The organism is Nocardia barduliensis (assembly GCF_013315795.1).
Classification (GTDB): Bacteria; Actinomycetota; Actinomycetes; order Mycobacteriales; family Mycobacteriaceae; genus Nocardia; species Nocardia barduliensis.
In genome coordinates this window covers 1-18,306 of record NZ_JABLTE010000130.1, presented here as the reverse complement: position 1 = coordinate 18,306, position 18,306 = coordinate 1, and the positions used below count along the sequence as shown (strand labels likewise).

The 18,306-nt window shown below is 71.6% G+C and carries 15 protein-coding genes; 3 read left to right on the top strand and 12 right to left on the bottom strand.

All coding sequences use genetic code 11. The features are described from left to right. From HOV91_RS34010 to HOV91_RS33990, 5 genes are all read right to left on the bottom strand, one after another. Positions 1 to 1,492: molybdopterin-dependent oxidoreductase (locus HOV91_RS34010; protein ID WP_174189371.1), on the bottom strand; the 1,492-nt coding region annotated here is incomplete at its 3' end. A 29-nt stretch (positions 1,493 to 1,521) separates the two neighbouring features. Then, on the bottom strand, positions 1,522 to 3,066 hold the full coding sequence (locus tag HOV91_RS34005; RefSeq protein ID WP_174189370.1) for a class I adenylate-forming enzyme family protein: 1,545 nt from the start codon (positions 3,064 to 3,066) through the stop codon (positions 1,522 to 1,524). A gap of 207 nt (positions 3,067 to 3,273) precedes the next feature. Continuing rightward, positions 3,274 to 4,476, bottom strand: a complete 1,203-nt coding sequence (locus HOV91_RS34000; protein ID WP_174189369.1) for a CaiB/BaiF CoA transferase family protein — start codon at positions 4,474 to 4,476, stop codon at positions 3,274 to 3,276. After that, a complete protein-coding gene (locus HOV91_RS33995; protein WP_174189368.1) occupies positions 4,473 to 5,117 on the bottom strand; it encodes a PaaI family thioesterase in 645 nt (214 codons plus the stop codon). Before HOV91_RS33995 ends, HOV91_RS34000 begins: the two co-directional genes overlap by 4 nt. After that, the gene (locus HOV91_RS33990) at positions 5,114 to 6,292 is read right to left on the bottom strand and encodes an aromatic ring-hydroxylating oxygenase subunit alpha (protein ID WP_174189367.1); all 1,179 of its coding nucleotides are present in this window, start codon (positions 6,290 to 6,292) and stop codon (positions 5,114 to 5,116) included. The genes HOV91_RS33995 and HOV91_RS33990 overlap by 4 nt, the downstream gene beginning before the upstream one ends. A 75-nt stretch (positions 6,293 to 6,367) precedes the next feature. On the opposite strand from HOV91_RS33990, the gene HOV91_RS33985 reads away from it, so the two are divergent. From HOV91_RS33985 to HOV91_RS33975, 3 genes are read left to right on the top strand one after another with little or no spacing between them, the layout of a single operon-like run. Next, positions 6,368 to 7,033, top strand: a complete 666-nt coding sequence (locus tag HOV91_RS33985; RefSeq protein WP_312884876.1) for a TetR/AcrR family transcriptional regulator — start codon at positions 6,368 to 6,370, stop codon at positions 7,031 to 7,033. A 51-nt stretch (positions 7,034 to 7,084) separates the two neighbouring features. Further along, positions 7,085 to 8,257: an aromatic ring-hydroxylating oxygenase subunit alpha gene (locus HOV91_RS33980; protein ID WP_174189366.1), complete on the top strand. Its 1,173-nt coding sequence runs from the start codon at positions 7,085 to 7,087 to the stop codon at positions 8,255 to 8,257. After that, complete coding sequence (locus HOV91_RS33975) at positions 8,254 to 9,405, top strand: acyl-CoA dehydrogenase family protein (protein ID WP_174189365.1); 1,152 nt, start codon at positions 8,254 to 8,256, stop codon at positions 9,403 to 9,405. Before HOV91_RS33980 ends, HOV91_RS33975 begins: the two co-directional genes overlap by 4 nt. 126 nt (positions 9,406 to 9,531) lie before the next feature. Here the strand turns inward: HOV91_RS33975 and HOV91_RS33970 are convergent, their stop codons facing one another. The 7 genes from HOV91_RS33970 to HOV91_RS33940 all read right to left on the bottom strand — a co-directional run. Further along, entirely contained in the window at positions 9,532 to 11,922 is a 2,391-nt protein-coding gene (locus HOV91_RS33970) for a CaiB/BaiF CoA transferase family protein (RefSeq protein WP_438822717.1), read from the bottom strand. Positions 11,923 to 11,936: 14 nt separating this feature from the next. Further along, entirely contained in the window at positions 11,937 to 13,388 is a 1,452-nt protein-coding gene (locus HOV91_RS33965) for an aldehyde dehydrogenase (RefSeq protein WP_174189363.1), read from the bottom strand. 23 nt (positions 13,389 to 13,411) lie between these two features. Next, positions 13,412 to 14,596 carry a thiolase C-terminal domain-containing protein gene (locus HOV91_RS33960; RefSeq protein WP_174189362.1) on the bottom strand — a complete coding sequence of 395 codons (1,185 nt, stop codon included), beginning with the start codon at positions 14,594 to 14,596 and terminating at the stop codon, positions 13,412 to 13,414. Continuing rightward, entirely contained in the window at positions 14,593 to 15,072 is a 480-nt protein-coding gene (locus tag HOV91_RS33955; RefSeq protein WP_174189361.1) for a Zn-ribbon domain-containing OB-fold protein, read from the bottom strand. Before HOV91_RS33955 ends, HOV91_RS33960 begins: the two co-directional genes overlap by 4 nt. Then, the gene (locus HOV91_RS33950) at positions 15,024 to 15,335 is read right to left on the bottom strand and encodes a hypothetical protein (protein WP_174189360.1); all 312 of its coding nucleotides are present in this window, start codon (positions 15,333 to 15,335) and stop codon (positions 15,024 to 15,026) included. Before HOV91_RS33950 ends, HOV91_RS33955 begins: the two co-directional genes overlap by 49 nt. Positions 15,336 to 15,376: 41 nt before the next feature. Then, positions 15,377 to 16,858 (bottom strand): acetyl-CoA acetyltransferase, encoded by a 1,482-nt coding sequence (locus tag HOV91_RS33945; RefSeq protein ID WP_174189359.1) that lies wholly within the window; start codon positions 16,856 to 16,858, stop codon positions 15,377 to 15,379. Positions 16,859 to 16,917: 59 nt separating this feature from the next. Beyond that, positions 16,918 to 18,306: FAD-dependent oxidoreductase (locus HOV91_RS33940; RefSeq protein ID WP_174189358.1), on the bottom strand; the 1,389-nt coding region annotated here is incomplete at its 5' end.

The window sequence follows — 18,306 nt, the reverse complement described above, 5'->3', positions numbered from 1 at the left end:
GTTGCCCGGACGCGACCGCCAGGTCGAAGAAGAACCGCCAGTCCTCGACGACGCCGGGCGGCGGAGCCAGCACGGCCGGGGTGTACTGGGCGAAGGGGCGCGGGAAGAACGGCTCCATGATCACGGTGTGGTCGGCGCGCTCGTACATGGTCGGCGGCGCGATCACGTAGTGCGCGAGCCGGGCGGTGGCCGACAGCCGCGGGTCCAGGCAGACCAGCAGCTCCAGCGAGCGCAGGGCGCGCTCCGTCCGGGCGCGGTCCGGCAGCGCCGTGGCGGGGTTTCCACCGGAGACGATCAGCGCCCGCACCCGGTCCGGCCCCGGTTCCAGGATCTCGTCGGCGAGGATCCCGGACGGCAGTTCCCCGCGCAGCGCGCGGAATCCGCCGATCCGGCTGCGGAAGCCCGCGGCTCCCCGGGTCGGCGGCGCCACCTCCGCGCGCGGGGGCACCGAGCGGGCCAGCACGGCGCGATCGTCGGCGGGTTCGCCTTCCCTCCGGTACCGCCCGCACACCACGTTCATCGCGGTGACCAGGTGTTCGGTGAGGTTGGAGTGCGGGCCCATGCACACGCCCGTGCCGGTGGTCGCCATGCCACGCGGGCCCCGCGCAAACATCCGCGCCGCGGCGTGCAACAGGTCCGGCGGTAACCCGCACCGGGCCTCGACCACCGCCGGGGTCACCATCGACACCGCCGCGCTGAGCGCGTCCAGGTCGGCGGCGAACCGCGCGCAGAAGGCGGCGTCGAGGCCGCTTTCGGTCAGGATCACGCGGAGCAGCCCGGCGAACAGCACCGCGTCGGTGCCGGGCCGGGGCGCGAGGTGCAGGTCCGCGAGCGCGGCAGTCTCGGTGCGCCGCGGGTCGACCACGATCAGCCGCAGCCCGCGGGCCCGTGCGGCGCGCAGGGTGACCGAGGGGGTGTGCGGCACCGCGCCGTCCCCGTCGCCGCCGTTGCCCGACACCACCGGGTTGGTCCCGGCCAGCAGCCACACGTCGGCGTCCTCGAGGCGCTGCCTGCCGCCGAGGTAGCTGCCCATGCGCTCGGCCACCACCCATTTCGCGGACTGGTCGATCGTCATGGTGGAGAACAGCTTGTGCGAACCGGTGCCGCGGAACCAGGCGTGGGCCATCGGCGGGGTCAGCGCCGCGAAGTTCTGCTGGGTGCCCATGAACAACGCGACGGAGTCGGGGCCGTGCCGCTCGGTGATCTCGCGCAGCCGCCCGGCGATCTCGATGGTGGCCTGATCGGCACGGATCGGCAGCAGGGTGTCACCGGTCCGGCGCAACGAGGTGGTGAGCCGATCCGGGCCGTGCGCGAGGTCACCGGCCCGGCGGCCTTTGGGGCAGGTGTAGCCGCGCGTGATCGGATGCCGCGCGTCACCGAGCACCCGCGCGATCCGCCCGTCCTCGAGGTCGAGCAGTACCCCGCACGAGGACGCGCACAGCCGGCAGTACGAGACCCGGCGGGCGGTCGCGGGATGGCCGGTATCGGGCACCGGTGGCCTCCTCGTCACTCGATCGGGGGTCAGACCGCGGTCTCGGCGCTCGCCACGATCGGCACGGCGCGGTCGGGCACCTGCGGGAAACGCTGTCGCAACGCGGGTTTGGCGAGCTTGCCGGAGAAAGTGCGGGGCAGCGGCTCGGGAAGCGCCAGCGCGTGCCGCGGCCGCTTGAACTTCGCCAGCTCGGCATCCGCGACCGCGGCGATATCGGCCACGACTGCGGCTGCAGGACGCTCGCTGTGGAAGATCACCATCGGCACCTCGCCCCACCGGTCGTCCGGCACGCCGATCACGGCCAGATCGACCAGCCCGTCGATCCCGTGCAGTGCCTTCTCGATCTCGGCGGGGTACACGTTCAGGCCACCGGAGATCAGCATGTCCTTGCTGCGGTCGACGATCTTGAGGAACCCGTCCGCGTCCTGCAGCCCCAGGTCACCGGTGCGCAGCCAGCCGCCGGTCAGGGTGGCGGCGGTGGCCTCGGGCTTGTTCCAGTACTCGCGCATGATGTGCTCGCCGCGCACCAGGATCTCGCCGACCGTGCCCGGCTCCACCGGGGTGCCCGGCTCGCCGATCCGCACCCGGGTGCCGACCAGCGCGAGCCCGGCGAAACCGGGGCGCGCCCGTGCGTCGGCGTGGTTCAGGGTCGCCACCATTCCGGAGGCCTCGGTAAGGCCGTAGGCCTGGGTCAGCGGAATCCCGTGCGCGCGGTAGAAATCGACGAGGTCCGGGCTGACCGGGGCACCGCCGGTTCCGGCGTAGGTGAACGGCGCGAGTTCCCGGTCGCCGAATCGGGGCAGCGTGGTCATCCGCTCCCAGATCACCGGGACGGTGGTGGTCGCGGTGATCCGTTCCCGTTCGAGGGTGTCCAGCGCGATCTCTGGGTCGAATTCGCGGAGCAGCACCATGGTCGCGCCCGGCACCACCACGAGCTGCATGAAGATCGACAGCACCGAGCCGGTGTAGACCAGCGGGGCCGAGCACAGCACCCGGTCGCGCGCGGTGAAGCCGTGGGTGACGGTCTGCGCCACACCCGGGGTCATCGCGTTGCGGTGGGTGATCAGCGCGCCCTTCTGCACCCCGGTGGTGCCGGAGGTGTAGCAGAGGAACGCGGGGTCGTCCGGGGCGATCTCGACCGGGGCGGCCGGGCCGGGGTCGAACAGCGTCCGGTAGGGCGGATGCGCGACGCCGTCCATGGCGTAGATCTCGAACTCGGCCTGTTCGGCGGCGACGGCCAGCAGCGGCGCGAAGTCGTCCTCGACGACGACCACGCGCGGCGCCGCGTCCACCACCATCGGCGCCAGTTCCTTGGCGGTCAGGCGGAAGTTGAGCGGCACGCTGATGGCGCCGAGCTTCAGCGTGGCGAGTACGAGGTGGGCCAGTTCCGGCCGGTTGAGCATGAGCACCGCGACCCGGTCGCCCTTGCCCACGCCGCGAGCTGCCAGCCCGCGGGCGAGGGCGTCGGTGGCGGCGTCGACCTCCGCCCAGGTCTGCGTGGTGTCGCCGAAGACGATGGCCTGGTTGCCGGGGCGGGTTCGCCCCCAATAGCGGGTCAAATCCGCAAGGTTCATCCGAACTCCTCGTGATCCGCCGGAAGCGCCGGCACCGCAGGGGCTCTGTGACGGCCCTCACTGCATGCAGCAAACCTAACAGTTGTAGATATCTCCGGCAATACCCGAATTCCGCAGTTCAGACGCTTTTCGAGCCACGATTGATACGCCCGCGGCGCTGCGCGCCGGGGCGTATCAATCGGGCCGGGTATCCCGCTTACGCCGGGTTCACCGCGCGACCCGCACGTCGTCGTAGCCGGTGATCTCACGCAGGACCGTGGCGGTGTCCGCCCCCACCTCCGGCGGCAGCGCGGGCGCGAACGCCTCCCCCGCCACCCGGACCGGGCTCACCAGGAACTCGAGGTCACCGGCGTCGTGGCCGGTCCGGTAGGTGGTGCGCCTGGCCAGAAAATGCGGGTCGGTGAGGAGGTCGGTCACGGTGTTCACCGGCCCGCCGGCGATGTCGTGCGCGAGGAACACCTCCACCCACTCCGCGCGGGTGCGCTGGGCGAAGATCTCGGTCAGGGCACGCCAGACCAGCTCGGCCCGAGCGGGCGCCTGCTCGTCGGTGCCGGTCAGGTCGACCGCGGCGAGGTCGTCCCGCCCCACCGCGGTCAGGAAGTTGTGCCAGAACTTCTCGACATGGGCCCCGAACAGGATGGCCGCGCCGTCCTTGGTCCGGTAGGCCTCGAGCCGGGGCCAGTCGGGCAGCCGCCCGTCCGGCAGCCAGCCGGGTCGGTGCACGGACCGGTCCCGGTTCAGTTCCGCGTCGACCAGGTCGGGCATCCAGGCAGCGGCGATGTCGATCCCGGCCACCTCCACCCGGCATCCCGTGCCGGTCGCCGCGGCCCGGTGCAGCGCCGCGAGCAGGCCCATCGCCCCGTACGCGCCGAGCGCGTACATCGCGATGGGCGGGCTCGTCGATCCGGCGACGCCATCGGCGGGCGGGTCGTCGGGGGTGTCCACCGCGCGCAGACCGGCGAAGGCGTCGAAGACCGGGCCACCGGTGCCCAGGCCGCGGTACGGACCGTCGGTGCCCATACCGGAGACGGTGCACAGCACGATCTTCGGATTGACCCGGCGCAGCTCGTCGTAGCCGACGCCGAGCCAGTCCAGGTAACCGCCACGCATCCCCTCGATCACCGCGTCGCAGTGCGCCGCCAGGTCGAGGAAGGCGGTGCGGCCCTCGGGCGTGCGCAGATCCAGCGCCACCGACTTCTTGCCCCGGTTCCAGCGCAGATGCAGGAACGCCGGGCCGTCCGGACCGCCGACCGCGCGGCTGCCGCCGACGCGCACCGGATCACCACCGGGCGCGGCCTCGATCTTGATCACCTCGGCCCCGAGGTCGGCGAGGTGCCCGCCGACCGAGGACGGCGCGAGCTGGGCGACCTCCAGCACCCGTAGCCCGCGCAGCAGCGAGAATCCACTCACGAATGTGCTCCTTCCCCAGTGTTCGCCGGCGGGCCGGGCTGGTCGGGCCGCAGCTCGACCCACAGCCCCTCGGCTTCGGCGAGCAGGCGTTCGCCGTGGTACATCGAGCCGCGCAGCAATCGCTTGCGGCCGTTGAGCGCCGCCAGGCGCGCGGTGACGACGAGCTCGGTGTGCAGCGGGGCGGGCGCGCGGTAGTCCACCCGCAGGTACGCCGTCCGCGCCCATGGCCTGCCCCGGTTCGCCAGCCGCGCCAGGATCTCATCGAAGACCAGCGGGGTGACCCCGCCGTTCATCGCGTAGCGGCCGGAATGGAAGCGCCCCACCGTGATCCGGCCGCTCGCCGACGTCGCAGAGATCTCATCGAGCCGCAGCGGCGGGGCCAGCGCGTGCCCGCGCCCGGCCAGTTCCCAGCGCTTCCCGGCGATCTGGTGATCCTCATCCACCTCGAAGGCGCGCAGCGCCTCGGCGACCGCGGTCAGCCGGTCCGCGGCATCGGCGGCCGCGCCGGGAGGGGGCGCGCTCCGGGTCACCGCCTCCTGCGCCGCGCGCAGGGCGGCCACCAGCGCGGCGTACTCGTCCTCGGCGGCGACGGTCGGCGTCATCGGATCGTCCCAGTGCGGCTCCGCGGTGACCACGCTCATCGGGCCGGGCTCGTCGCGCGCGCTCGCGCCAGCTCGGCGACGTCGTCGGCGACCATCTTGTGAAACACCTGACCCGGCAGTTCGTTGCGACCGTAGATCAGCTCGGAGACCTGGCCGTGGGCGGCGTTGCCGGTGATCGTGGCGGTGACGTACCAGTCCTCGGCGTGCAGCGTCGCCATCAGCAGCTCCCAGTTCTTCTCCAGCATCCGCTCCTCGCGCGGCGTCTCGGGCTTGTGCGGCGCGAGCAGCCGGATGGTGCAGTGGCTGACGTTCGGATCGGTGGCGTCCGGGACGATCGTCCAGATCTCGAAGTGGTTGGGCTCCGTGACCAGCATGGTGCCGGGGTAGACGGTGTAGTTCGCCAGCGAGTAGTCCCGGACGTCGAAGCTGTCCGGGTCGGCGTCGCGGACCTCGGTGATCCCCTTGCGCGCCACCACCAGCCGCCACGACCGGCCGACCGGATCGAAGGCGGTGATGTTGCCCTCGAGATAGTTGCACACGGTCTTGGTGTGCAGCTGGCACAGGTGGTACGAGTCCTGCACGCCGTCGACCGCGATCTTCCAGTTCATCTCCAGCCGCCAGGTCTCCTTGCGCACCTGGTAGGACGTGGCCATCCCGGTGTCGGCGACCTCGGCGTCGTGCTTGGCCCCGAGCGTGGCGGCGATGTCGAGCTCGGCGCCCGCGGTCGGCACGACCCAGACCAGGCCGTGCCGGACCTCGCACGGGAACTCGACCAGCCCGTACGCCGAGCGGTCCATCCCGTCGAAGCCCTCGGCGTGCGGCATCCCGCGCAGCGCGCCGTCCCGGCCGTAGGCCCAGTTGTGGTACGGGCAGGAGAAGACGCGCTTGCAGCCGGATTCGGCGAACTCCACCCGCGACCCGCGGTGGCGGCAGACGTTCGCGAAGGCCCGGACACCGCCGTCGTTCTGCCGGACTACCAGCAGCGGCGTGCCGATCAGCTCCGCGGTCAGGAAGTCACCGGGGGCGGCCAGCTCGTCCATGTGCGCCACGATGTGCGGAAACCGCCGGACGACCTCGCGCTCCTGAGCGGCCAGCTCCGGGTCGTCGAATACCGAGAAGGGCACGCGGAGCAGGTCGTCCGCGTAGTCGGTCGTGTCGTTGTCGACGTGCTCGATGAGCCGCCGCGTCAGCCTGATCTTCTCCTCGCGCTCCATGGACCGAGAGTGACACATGCGACAATCTATGTCTACTGTCTTATCTAAATTCATTCGATTCGAGGAGTCGACGAGGTGTCCACCGAGAACGACAACAGCGGGGTGACGGTGAACGCCCCGGACCAGCGCGCCGCGATCCTCGCCGCGGCGGAGTCCTGCTTCGCGCGCTTCGGCATCGCGAAGACCACCATGGCGGACGTGGCGCGGGCGGCCGCGCTGTCGCGGGCGACGGTCTACCGCTACTTCGCCGACCGGGATTCTTTGGTGGCGGAGGCGGTCACCCGGCGCGCGCGGGCGAACATGGCAGCCGCCCGCGCCGATATCGCCCGCCACGCCACCATCGAGAACGCGCTGGTCGAAGGCATCTGCACCGATATCCGGCGCGGACATCTCGATCCGCTGATGCACCGCCTGGTCTCCCCGGAGGAGATGACGCTGTCCACCCGGCTGCTCGTCGACACCGGGCGCGCGGTCGAACTGACCCGCGAACTTTGGGAGCCGGTACTGACCGAGGCCAGGGCGGCTGGGGCGATCCGGGCCGATATCGACCTGCCGATGGTCTGCGAATGGATCTCCGAGATCGAGATCCTCTACATCAGTCGGCTGCACGACGACCCCGCGGCGATGGACCGCATCCGGGCCAAGATCCGCGCCTTCGTCGTCTCGGCCCTGGTCACCGACCCCGCGGCCATGCCGACCCGCTCCGCGGCAGCCTCCCCGTTTACACCTAAATCTATTTAAGTTAGATTTAATGGACGGTTTCCACAGCTGAGCAGGTATTGGAGGAACGCCATGACAGAGGTCGGGGCTCCCCGCGAGGAACGCATCCGCCGGGCGCTGACGCACCTGCGCAACGACACCACCGACGAGTACGACCACCTCACCTGGTTCGCGCCGGAGGAGTTCACCGAACCCGACGTAGCGAAGCGGGAACGGGATCGGATCTTCGGGAAGGTGCCGTCGATCGTCGCGCACGGTTCCGAGATCCCGCGGCCGGGTGACTTCTTCACCCTGCAGATGCCGCGCAACAACATCATCGTGGTGCGCCAGCGCGACGGCGGGGTCAAGGCCCTGGTCAACCTGTGCAGGCACCGGGGCGCGATGGTGGAGAAGGAGGAGAAGGGCCGCTGCCGGCTGTTCTCCTGCCCCTACCACCGGTGGTCCTACGACCTCGACGGCACGCTGCGCACCATCACCCGCGACAACACCTTCGGCGAGGCCGACCGCGACGGCCTCGGGCTGATCGAGCTGCCCGCCGAGGAGCGGCACGGTTTCATCTGGGTGGTCGACGACGCCGACGCCGCCATCGACATCGCCGCCTGGCTCGGCCCGGAGATGGACACCATCGTGGGCTCCTACGATCTGGGCTCGAAGGTCTGCGTCCGGCACGAGGGCTTCGACGAGCCGGTGAACTGGAAGATCATGCAGGACGCGTTCCTGGACGGGTACCACATCCAGTACGCGCACCCGAACACCGCGGCCAAACACATCCACACCAATGTCATGGCCTTCGAGGACTTCGGCAGGCACTGCCGGTTCATCGCCCCGCGCAAGTCCATCGACCGGTGGATCGAGGAGGACCCGGGCGACCGCAGCCTGGCCGCCGACGTCACCGAGACGCACTTCCTGCTGCCCAACAGCACGCTGCTGCGCCAGCCGGATCATTTCCAGCTGCTCACCTTCCGCCCGCACCCGACCGACCCGCAGCGATGCCGGATGGAGATGCGCCTGATCGTGCCGACGGTCGAGGACTCCGGGATGACCGAGGAGAAGTGGAACCGGCTGTGGGGCAAGAACTGGCAGATCCTGCTGGACGTGCTGCACGCCGAGGACTTCCCGCTGCTGCGTGACTCGCAGCGCGCCATGACCAGCGCCAGCGCGGGACGAATGGTGCTGGGCCGCAACGAAGTCGCCAACCAGGTCTTCCGCCGGGAGACCCAGAAACTCGTGGAGGGCACCCGGTGAGAACCGACCTGTTCGAGGCCGACCACGAACTCTTCGCGCAGACCGTACGGGGGTTCGTGGAACGCCACGTCGTCCCGAAGATGGAGAAGTGGGACAGCGACCGGCTCATCGACCGGGAGACCTGGCTCGCCGCGGGTGAGCAGGGCCTGCTCGGCCTGGCGGTGCCGGAGCAGTACGGCGGCCCCGGCGAGACCGACTACCGATTCCGGGTGGTCATCCAGTCCGAGATCGCCCGGGTCGGCGCGTCGGCGCTGCAGTCCGGGTTCTCCACGAACGACGACATCGTACTGAATTACCTCTTGCGGCATGCCGATCCGGCGCAGCGCGAGCGCTGGTTGCCCGGCTTCGCGACGGGAGCCACGATCGGCGCGATCGCCATGACCGAGGCCGGCGCGGGCAGTGATCTGCGCGCGATCCAGACCACCGCCGTCCGCGACGGTGACGCGTGGGTACTCAACGGCTCGAAGACCTTCATCACCAACGGGATCCTCGCCGACCTGGTCATCGTCTTCGCCGTCACCGACCGGCAGGCCGGCTCGCGCGGGTTCAGCCTGTTCGTGGTCGAGGAAGGCACCCCGGGCTTCAGCCGGGGCCGCAAGCTCGACAAAGTCGGCCTACACGCCCAGGACACCGCTGTACTGTTCTTCGACAACGCCCGAGTGCCCGCCGCCAACGTCCTCGGCGAAATCGGCGGTGGCTTCGGATATCTCATGCAAAGCCTGCCTTTGGAGCGCCTCGGCATCGGAATCGCCGGGCAGGTCTCCGCGGAGGCTGTGCTCGACTGGACCCTGGATTACGTGCGCGAGCGCAAGGCATTCGGCAAGCGGATCGGCGAGTTCCAGGGTGTCGGCTTCACCCTCGCGGAATTGCAGACAGCTGTGGAAGTGTCGCGCGCTTACATCGACCGCTGCGTGCGGGAGTACAACGCGGGCACCCTCACCGCGGTCGATGCCGCCAAGGCGAAACTCTGGGCGACCGAGTTGCAGGGCAAGGTGATCGACGCCGGGGTGCAGCTGCACGGCGGCTACGGCTACATGATGGAGTACCCGGTCGCCAAGGCCTACATCGACGCCCGCATCCAGCGGATCTACGGCGGCACCAACGAGATCATGAAGGAGATCATCCACCGGGATCTGCTCCGATCCTGAGCGGAGCGAGCGATGCGGCGGCGTGGGCGATGCCCGCGCCGCCGCATCGTTTCCGCGGCTCCCGAAACGCCGAAGGCCGGTTCCGAAACTCGGAACCGGCCTTCGGGTATTCGGCGTGGCTTTCGGTCAGGCAGGAGCGGGCGGTGGCTGCAGCACCCCGGCCTCGACCAGTTCCTCGATCCGCGCCTCGCTCAACCCGAGCAGCTCGCGGGCGATCTCGCGGGTCTGCTCGCCCGCCAGCGGCGCAGGGCGCAGGGCGGGTTCGGCGATTCCGGCGAAGCGCGCCACCGACCCTGCGGCGGGCAGGGCGGCCGGCAGCAGGTCGTGCGTGAGCCAGACGAAGGCGTCCCGCTCCTTCAGGTGCGGATCGGTCAGCAGCTCGGGCAGCCGCAGCATGGCCCCGGCCGGAATGCCCGCCTGCTGCAGCCGGTGCATGGCCTCGCCGGGAGTGCATCGGCTCAGCCAGCCGGTGAGCACGCGGTCCGCGAGCTCACGGTGCGCGAGCCGGGCGGCCGCGGTGGCCGTGCGCGGGTCCTCCGCCCACTCCCCCGCGCAGGCCAGCGCGCACAGGGCGGCCCACTCGGCGTCGGTGCGCACGGTCACCGCGCACCACTCGTCCTCGCCCGCGCAGGCGAAGACTCCCGCGGGCGCGTGATACGGGTCGGCGTTGCCGGTCGCGGCGGCCGAACCCGGGCGCAGCGATTCCAGGGCGAGCTGAGTGCCCAGCTGCACCAGCGCGGTGTCGGCCTGCGCGATGTCGATCACCGCGCCGCGGCCGGTGTGCTCGCGCCGGATCAGGGCGGCGAGCACCGCGGCGGCCGCGACCTGGGCGGCAATGTGGTCGGGGTACACGGTCATGCCGTCGCACAGCTGTTCCGGATCGTCCGGGTACCGCCACAGCGCCGACACCCCGCACGAGGCCCGCACCAGTGGGCCGTACCCGAGCCGGGTGCGCCAGGGTCCGGCGCTGCCGAACGCGCTGCTCTCCGAGATCACCAGCCGCGAGTTCAGCGCCAGCAGCGCCTCCGGGGCGAGGCCCATCGACGCCAGGGTGCCCGGCTTGAAGTTGGCCAGGACCACGTCGGCGTCCGCGGCCAGCGCGCGGAACAGCTCGGCCCCCTCCGCGCTGCGCAGATCCAGCCCGAGGCTGCGCTTGTTGCGGTGGCCCCAGGCCACCGACGCCGCGAGCTTCGCCCCCCGCTTGGACTGGCGCAACCCGTCCGGGAAGGCCGTGTTCTCGATCTTGATTACGTCGGCGCCGTGATCGGCGAGTTGCCTGCTCAGCTCGGCGCCGAAGACGATGACGCCGAGGTCGAGCACCCGTAACCCGGCGAGCGGATGGTCTGCCGCCGCAGCGGTGGTCTTCGGCGCGGGCCGTGGTTCCGGCCACGGATCGGCGCCCTCGCCGACCACGCCGAGTTGTGGTGCGGCGCTGCGGATTCCGGCACGCTCCCCGTCGATCCGCAGATAACCCGACGGCACCAGGGCGCACCGCCCCGGCAGCACCTCAGCCTCCGCCAGCGCGCCGGACTCCAGGAAATGCGGCTGGGTCAGCACCTCGGCGATGTCGTGCACCCCGCCGACCGGGACGCCGCGCGCGGCGCCCTCGCGGACCAGTTCGTCGCGAGTCCGCTCGGCGAACAGCCGCGCGATCAGCGGGTGCAGCCGGTGAGCGGCCGCGAACCGCCCGGGAATGGTGTCGTACTCCGGCCCGGCGAACTCCGCGGGGCTGCCCAGCCAGTCGAACATCGACCGCCACTGCCGCCGGGCCAGTAGGCAGATCCGGACGTAGCCGTCGGTGCAGCGGAACACCGGATAGAAGTTGGCGGCGTCCGGCCTGCCCCGGGGAAAGTCCTCGGAGCGCCCGGCCGCGGCGGAGCCCTGGGTGCCGAAACCCGGATCGAAGCCGTGCACCACGGCCTCCAGCGCGGACAGATCGATGTATTCGCCCCGGCCGCAGCGGATCCGGCGATAGTGGGCGAGCAGGGCCGCCCAGGCCGCGTGGGTGCCCACCGCCTCCTCGATCAGCCCGGCCGGCGGCAACAGCGGCGGCGCGCCGGGCACACCGGAGCGGGAGAGCACGCCGCCGAGGGCGTGCAGCACCGGTTCGGTCGCGGTCCACCCCGCATAGGGGCCGTTCTGCCCGAAACCGGTGATCGAGACCCACACCAGTGCCGGGTGCGCGCCCAGCAGCGACGCCGGGTCGAGCCCGTGCCGCGCGAGCACACCCGGCGCGAAGGACTCGACCACGATGTCGGCGCCCGCGACGAGTCCGCGCAGCCGCTCCCGGCCCGCTTCGTCGGCGAGGTCGATGCCCAGCCCGTGCTTGTTGGCGTTGCGCAGGGCGAACGGGATGCTCACCCCGTCGACGAGCGGCGGCGCCGACCGCGACGCCGACCCCGCGGGCGGCTCCACCCGCAGCACGTGGGCGCCGAGATCGGCCAGGTAGCGGGTGCAGGATTCGCCGAGACCGTCGGTGAGGTCGAGGATTCGGACACCGTCGAGCGGGAGGTTCACGGCCGCAACGCCTTTCATCGGGTGCCGAGGTAGATCGACTTCGGCTGCCGGTACGGCGCCAAGCCCTCGGGCCCGAGCTCGCGCCCGAGCCCGGAAGCCTTCACTCCGCCGAACGGGGCGGCCAGATCCAGCGCGTAGTGGTTCACGCCGACCGTGCCGCTCTCGATCCGGTCGGCCAGCGCGATGCCGCGCTCCTCGTCGGTGGTCCACACGGTGCCCGCCAGGCCGTACTCGGAGTCGTTGGCCAGCGCCACCGCCTCGTCCTCGTCTCGGTAGGGCGTGATGGTCAGGACCGGGCCGAAGATCTCCTCCTGGGCGATCCTGGCGGTGTTGTCGACGTCGGCGAACACGGTCGGCTCGACGAACCAGCCGGTCGGGGTGTCCGCCGGGATCGAGCCGCCGGTGGTGCGGCGGTGCCCGGCCCGATCACCGGCGGCGATGTAGCCGAGCACCCGGTCCCGCTGGGCGGCGCTGACCAGCGGGCCGATCCGGGTGCCCCGGTCGAGCGGATCGCCGATCCGCAGCGCGCGCACCGTCTCCGTGACCGCCTCCACCACCTCGTCGTAACGAGAGCGCGGCGCGAGGATACGGGTGCCGGCGTGGCAGGTCTGCCCGTTGTTGACCAGCGAGACCTCCGGCAGCGCGGCGGCGAAGGTGTCCAGGTCGGCGTCCTCGGTGACGATGGACGCCGACTTGCCGCCCAGTTCGAGGGTCACCGGCCGCAGCAGCCGTCCGCAGGTCTCGCCGATCGCGCGGCCCGCCGCGGTCGACCCGGTGAAGGCGACCTTGTCCACGCCAGGATGCGAGACCAGGTGCCCACCCGCCTCCCGATCGCCGGGAACAATGTTGAGCACACCGGTCGGCAGCCCGGCCGCCGCTGCGGCGTCGGCGAAGACGAAGGCGTCCAGCGCGGTCTCCGGGGCCGGCTTGAGCACCACCGCGCACCCGGCGGCCAGTGCGGGAGCCAGCTTCATGGCGGCCAGCGACTGCGGGTAGTTCCACGGCGTCACCGCCGCGACCACGCCGACCGGCTCCCGCCGTACCACGGTCCGGCCACCGAACATGCCCGGGCGGACGTCGGTGTCCGCCTCGGCGCGGATCAAACCCGCGTAGTAGCCGAACATCGCGGCGGGCGCGTACCCGTTGACGGTGATCGACAGCGAGATCGGCATGCCGTTGGCGCGGCTCACCAGCGCCGCGGTCGATTTCGCCCGTGCCTTCAATTCCGCGGCGATGCGGTCGAGCACGTCCGCGCGCTGGTCGGTGGTGTAGTGGCCCCACGGGCCTTCCAGCGCGGTGCGCGCGGCGACGACCGCGGCGTCGATGTCCGGGGCGGTGGCGGCGGCCGCACGGCCGAGGACTTTCTCGGTGGCGGCCTCGATGACGTCGGCGCTGCCGCCGTGCCGGGGTGCGACCCATCGGCCGTCGATGAACAGGTCGAGCCGGTCGGGTGTGGTGTCGTCCATGTCGGACCTCCGCAACGAGGGGATCAGAGGGTGTCTTCGTGCCCGAAGAGGGTGGAGCTGACCAGCGGCGCCATCGGGCCGCCGATGAAGAGCGAGAGCTTGGCGTCGGCGACCGGATTGACCGAGGTGCCGCGGATCTGGCGCACCGCTTCGACAGCGAGGTTCATGCCGTTGACGAACGAGTCGGCGAGGTTGCCGCCGCTGGTGTTCACGGGCAGTTTGCCCAGCCCGGCCGTCAGGTTGTCCACGGTGAGCACCGATCCCGCGGCGGGGCCGGATGGCACCAGCCCGTGGTCGATCAGCGCGGCCACCGCGGGACCGCTGAAGTTCTCGTAGACCTGCACCACGTCGACCTCGGCGGGATCGATCTCCGCGGCGGCCCAGAGGCGGTCCGCCACACCGGGCCGTCCCGCCGCTCCGGCGAAACCGGCGGTGGCGTAGTGCTCGTCGTTGTCGATGAGCGAGGAGTAACCCCCGGGCGCCCCCTGCGCGCCGGCCAGCACGAAGGCGGGCGTGCGGTTCAGGGTTCGGGCGCGGGCGGCCGAGACCAGCACCAGCGCGACCGCGCCGTCGCTCTCGCGGGAGCAGTCGTAGAGGTGGAACGGCTCGGCGATCAGACGCGACTGCTCGTAGGCGGCTTCGTCGAGCGGTTTACCGTAGGCCTGGGCGGTGGGGTTCCGCTGGGCGTGCCGGTAGGCGGCCAGCACCAGCGCACGCATCGACTCCCGGGGCACCCCGTCGTGTTCCAACAGCCGCTGGGTGCGCAGCGCGCAGACCTGGGCGGGCGAGCCGACACCGTGGGCCAGGAAGTGCGGCCCGTAGTGGTACTTGGCGTAGCCGAGGCGGCCGGTGTCGGCCTGCGCCATGGCGCGGAAGGCGACCACGCACTCGGCCTGGCCGGTGGCGATGGCCAGCGCGGCAGCGTTGATCGCGGCCGCGACCGATCCGCCGCCCCCGCCCCACATCATCGTGGACCAGCGCACGTCGTCGACGCCGAGCGCGGCGCCGAGCACCGCGCCGTCGTGGCCGCCGCCGGCGTAGGAGACGAAGCCGTCCAGTTCGCGGGGCGAGATCCCGGCATCCGCGCAAGCGGCGAGGATGGCCTCGAGGGTCAGCCGCAGCTCGCCGTGCGGGGATTCGCCGCGGCGGTAGTGCGATTCGGCGATGCCGGCGACGGCGGCGGCCCCGCGCAGTTCGATGGCGCTCATCGGGCCACCGCCGCGTCGGCGGTCCAGCGCAGCAGCGGCCAGGTCGCGCCGGGGTCGCGCACGAACAGGCCGCTCACCGGGTCACCGATCCGGATGGTGGTGTCGGCGTCGGACTCGTGCAGGATGCCGAGCACGCGGCGGTTGCCGGCCTCAGGCAGCTCCACGAGCACCGTCACGTAGGGCAGCGCGACGGGCAGTTCGGAGATGAACGGGTACCAGCTGCGGGACCAGCTGTAGACGGTGCCGGTCGGTTCCACGGGCTCCCAGCCGGGATCGAAGGTGTGGCAGTGCGGGCACAGCCACTGCGGCCCCCAGATCCAGGCGCGGCAGGCGGTGCAGCGCTGCATGCGCAGCTCACCTTCGATGAGGCCGTCCCAGTACGGCGTGTCGACCCCGTCCGACGCTGGCCCCCAGGGGAATTCGGCGCTCACGCGCCGACCTCGACCGGGAAGTTCTCCAGTGCCGCGGCGAGCCATTCACCGTCGTGATTCTCCCAGATCGAGCGCAACCCGATCGGCCCGTCCGGAGTGGTGTAGACGGCCTCGCCGATACGGGTGTCGCCCTCGGCGCGGACGTCGCGGACCTCCGCGCCGGTGACGGTGCCGCGCGGCACGGTCACCCCGGCGAAGACCGCGGGCAGGTTCTCCTGGACCATGTCGGCGATCGCTCCCGCGGTATCGCCCGCCGCGACCTTGGCCACATGCGCTTCGTAGCGGGTACGGAATTCGTCGAGGGACATCGTTGCTCCTTCGTCGGTGGGCCGGCTGTCGCCGGAGGGGTTCAGGTGAGCGCGCAGTCGCCGTCGGCGCCGACCACGACGGCCTTGCCCGCGGCGTCCTCGCCGGCCAGGCAGCTCAGCGTGTCCGGGTCGGTGCTGCGGGCGAGGGTGCGAGCGCCGTCGGGCGTCCGTGCCGCGACGAACGCGGTCTCCGGGACGCCGTCGCGGTCGTACACGACGGTCCACGCCTCGAGCGCGGCCGTGCCCGCGTAGCTCGTCGCCGCCGCCGTCGTCGGTTCCCGATCGACCTCGGCCTGCACGTCCTCGTGCCGGAAGCCGTGCGCGGGCGGTTCGGTGCGGTAGACGCCGATCGCGTGCTTGGTGAGGTAGCCGCCGTTGGCGGTGACCAGCCCGTAGGCCCCGGGGGCCGCGCGCAGCGCGCCGGCCATGGCGGCGATGGCGTGCGTGCTGTAGTTGTTCCAAGGCCCGCCCGCGAAGGACAGCCCGCCGGTGACGGTCAGCGGCCGATCCGCATCGTGCAGCGGCAGGCCGAGTTCGGTGGCCGCCACCTGTACCGCGGACGGGAAGCAGGAGTACAGGTCCACGGGCCCGACCTCTTCCGTGCCGATCCCGGCCAGGGCCAGGGCGCGGGCGCCGGCGATCCGGATGGCCGGTGACCGGTGCAGCGCACCGCGTTCGGCCACCGCGTAGGTGTCGTGCGCGTCGGTGCCGGACTGCGGGAAGATCCAGCGGTCGCGGGGAACGCCGAAGCGCTCGGCGACGGCCGCCGAGCACAGCAGCAGCGCCGCCGCCTGGTCGACCATGCTGTTCGAGTTCATCAGCTTGGTGTACGGCGCGGCGATCCACCGGTTGCCCGCCGAGGCGGTGGTGATCTCGTCCGCGCTGAACGCCTTCCGGGTCCAGGCATGGGGATTGGCCGCGGCCACCGCGCTGAACTCCGACCACAGCGCGCCGATCCGCGCGCGGTGCTCGGCGATCGAGGTGCCCGCGGCGATGCGCAGCGCCTGCTCGAACAGCGGGTAGACGTACGCGGGGCGGTCCAGGCCGATGCGCCGTTCGGATTCGGTCGCCATCGGCACCTCCGGGACGACCAGCGCCGCCGCGGGCACCGATTCGTCCTGAACCGTCCACTCCGGGCGGATACCGTTGCCGCGCAGCCCCATCCGGGTGCGCCATGACTCCGCGCCGCCGATCAGCGCGACGTCGAGCCGACCGGCCGCTATCTCGCTCGCCGCGGCGTTGAGCAGGGTCTGCGGGCTGTTGCCGCCGTTGCCGGTGTAGCCGGTCGAGCGCACGTCGGCGCCGATCCGCTGGGCGAGCAACGCTCCCGGATCCCGGTATCGCCACGACAGCAGGCCGACGACCCGGATCGCCTCGACCGCGGTGAGCAGCCGCGCCGTTCCCGCGTCCGCCGCCGCCGCCTCGGCCGCCTCGGTCAGCAGATCGATCGGTTCACGCCCGCCCTCTCGCTCGGTGTGCTGGCCGGCTCCGACCAGAACGGGGGTCCGCGGGTCGAGTGTCATCGCACGCTCCTTGCTTCTCCGCTTCCGCGTCCACCCACCCTATAACTAATGACTTTAGTTTAACAATCCCCGGTGAGCGCGCCAGCTGCTCGCAGCATCGCCGTGGTCTCCGCGAACTTCAGCCGAGGGCGCCGCGCGGCGCGTCCGTTGCGCCGCTCGGCGGCATCGATCGCCTTCCAGCCCTGCTTGCCCACTCGTAGCGGCTGCCGCGCGGCGAGCAGTGCCTCGAGATCGGACGCGCTCCGGGAGGGCGCGGGCAGCATCCCTGCGGCGAAATCGGCGAGCAGGCTCGCCACCGTCTCGGCGGAGCAGTGCTTGTTGGTGCCGATGACGCCGGACGGCCCCCGTTTGATCCATCCGGCGACGTACCGGCCCGACAGCGGCCGGCCGTCGCCGGCCACGACCCGTCCGCGCTCGTGCGGAATCGTCCCTGTCGCGTTCGCGTACGGCAGGCCATCGATCGGTGAGGAGCGGTAGCCGATCGCGGTGAGGACGAGTCCGCACGGGAGGCGATCGACGACACCGGTCTCCCGGAGCTCGACGGCACCGTTGCCGTCCTCGATCACATCGTTGTGAGCGAGGTCGATCGATTCCACCCGTGCGGACCCGTGTACCGCCCGCGGCGCCCGCAGGAATTCGAATCGTATGCGGCGCGCCGATTCTCGCCGCGGGCGTGCGGCGAGTTCCGCGATCGCCCGCGCCTTCCTGCGGGCATCGACGTCACCGGTTCCGGCGACCTCGACTCTGGGGCCGACGACGATGTCGACATCCGGAAGCCTGCCCAGGCCGAGCAACTCGGGCACCGTGCATGCCGCCGCTTCCGGCCCGCGGCGACCCACGATCACCACTTCCCGGATCCGGCTCGCGCGCAGCGCGTGTACCGCGTGCTCGGCGATGTCGGTGCGCGACAGCACGTCCGGATCGGAGACGAGGATGCGCGCGACATCGAGCGCGACATTGCCGTTGCCCACGACAACCGCTCGCTCGGCGGACAGGTCGAAGCGCCTGCCCGCCTGCTCGGGGTGCCCGTTGTACCAGGCCACGAAGTCGCTCGCCGAATGCACGCCCGGCAGGTCCTGTCGGGGAATGCCCAGCGCTCGCCCCCGGGTCGCGCCGGTGGCGTACACGACGGCGTGATGGTGCGCGAGCAGTTCCTCGTCGCTGATGTGCACTCCGACCTCGACGTTGAGTTCGAGTGACACCTGCCTGCGAGCCAGCGTCCGACCGAAAGCCCCGCTCACTGCCTTGGTGCGCTGATGGTCCGGCGCGACGCCGTACCGGACCAGTCCGAGCGGAACCGGCAGCCGCTCGATCATCGTGATCGCCACGTCGAGATCACGATGGCCGAGCAGTTCTTCTGCGGCATAGCAGGCCGATGGACCGGAGCCGACGATGGCGACCCGCAGCGGCCCGGCCGCGCGAACGTCGACGGGCACGCGGGCGGGAGC

Coding starts and splice junctions, on each gene's coding strand:
- HOV91_RS34005 (WP_174189370.1), bottom strand. CDS start 3,066: ATGAACCTTGCGGATTTGACCCGCTATTGGGGGCGAACCCGCCCCGGC.
- HOV91_RS33995 (WP_174189368.1), bottom strand. CDS start 5,117: ATGAGCGTGGTCACCGCGGAGCCGCACTGGGACGATCCGATGACGCCG.
- HOV91_RS33990 (WP_174189367.1), bottom strand. CDS start 6,292: ATGGAGCGCGAGGAGAAGATCAGGCTGACGCGGCGGCTCATCGAGCAC.
- HOV91_RS33980 (WP_174189366.1), top strand. CDS start 7,085: ATGACAGAGGTCGGGGCTCCCCGCGAGGAACGCATCCGCCGGGCGCTG.
- HOV91_RS33965 (WP_174189363.1), bottom strand. CDS start 13,388: ATGGACGACACCACACCCGACCGGCTCGACCTGTTCATCGACGGCCGA.
- HOV91_RS33960 (WP_174189362.1), bottom strand. CDS start 14,596: ATGAGCGCCATCGAACTGCGCGGGGCCGCCGCCGTCGCCGGCATCGCC.
- HOV91_RS33955 (WP_174189361.1), bottom strand. CDS start 15,072: ATGGCTCGCCGCGGCACTGGAGAACTTCCCGGTCGAGGTCGGCGCGTG.
- HOV91_RS33950 (WP_174189360.1), bottom strand. CDS start 15,335: ATGTCCCTCGACGAATTCCGTACCCGCTACGAAGCGCATGTGGCCAAG.
- HOV91_RS33945 (WP_174189359.1), bottom strand. CDS start 16,858: ATGACACTCGACCCGCGGACCCCCGTTCTGGTCGGAGCCGGCCAGCAC.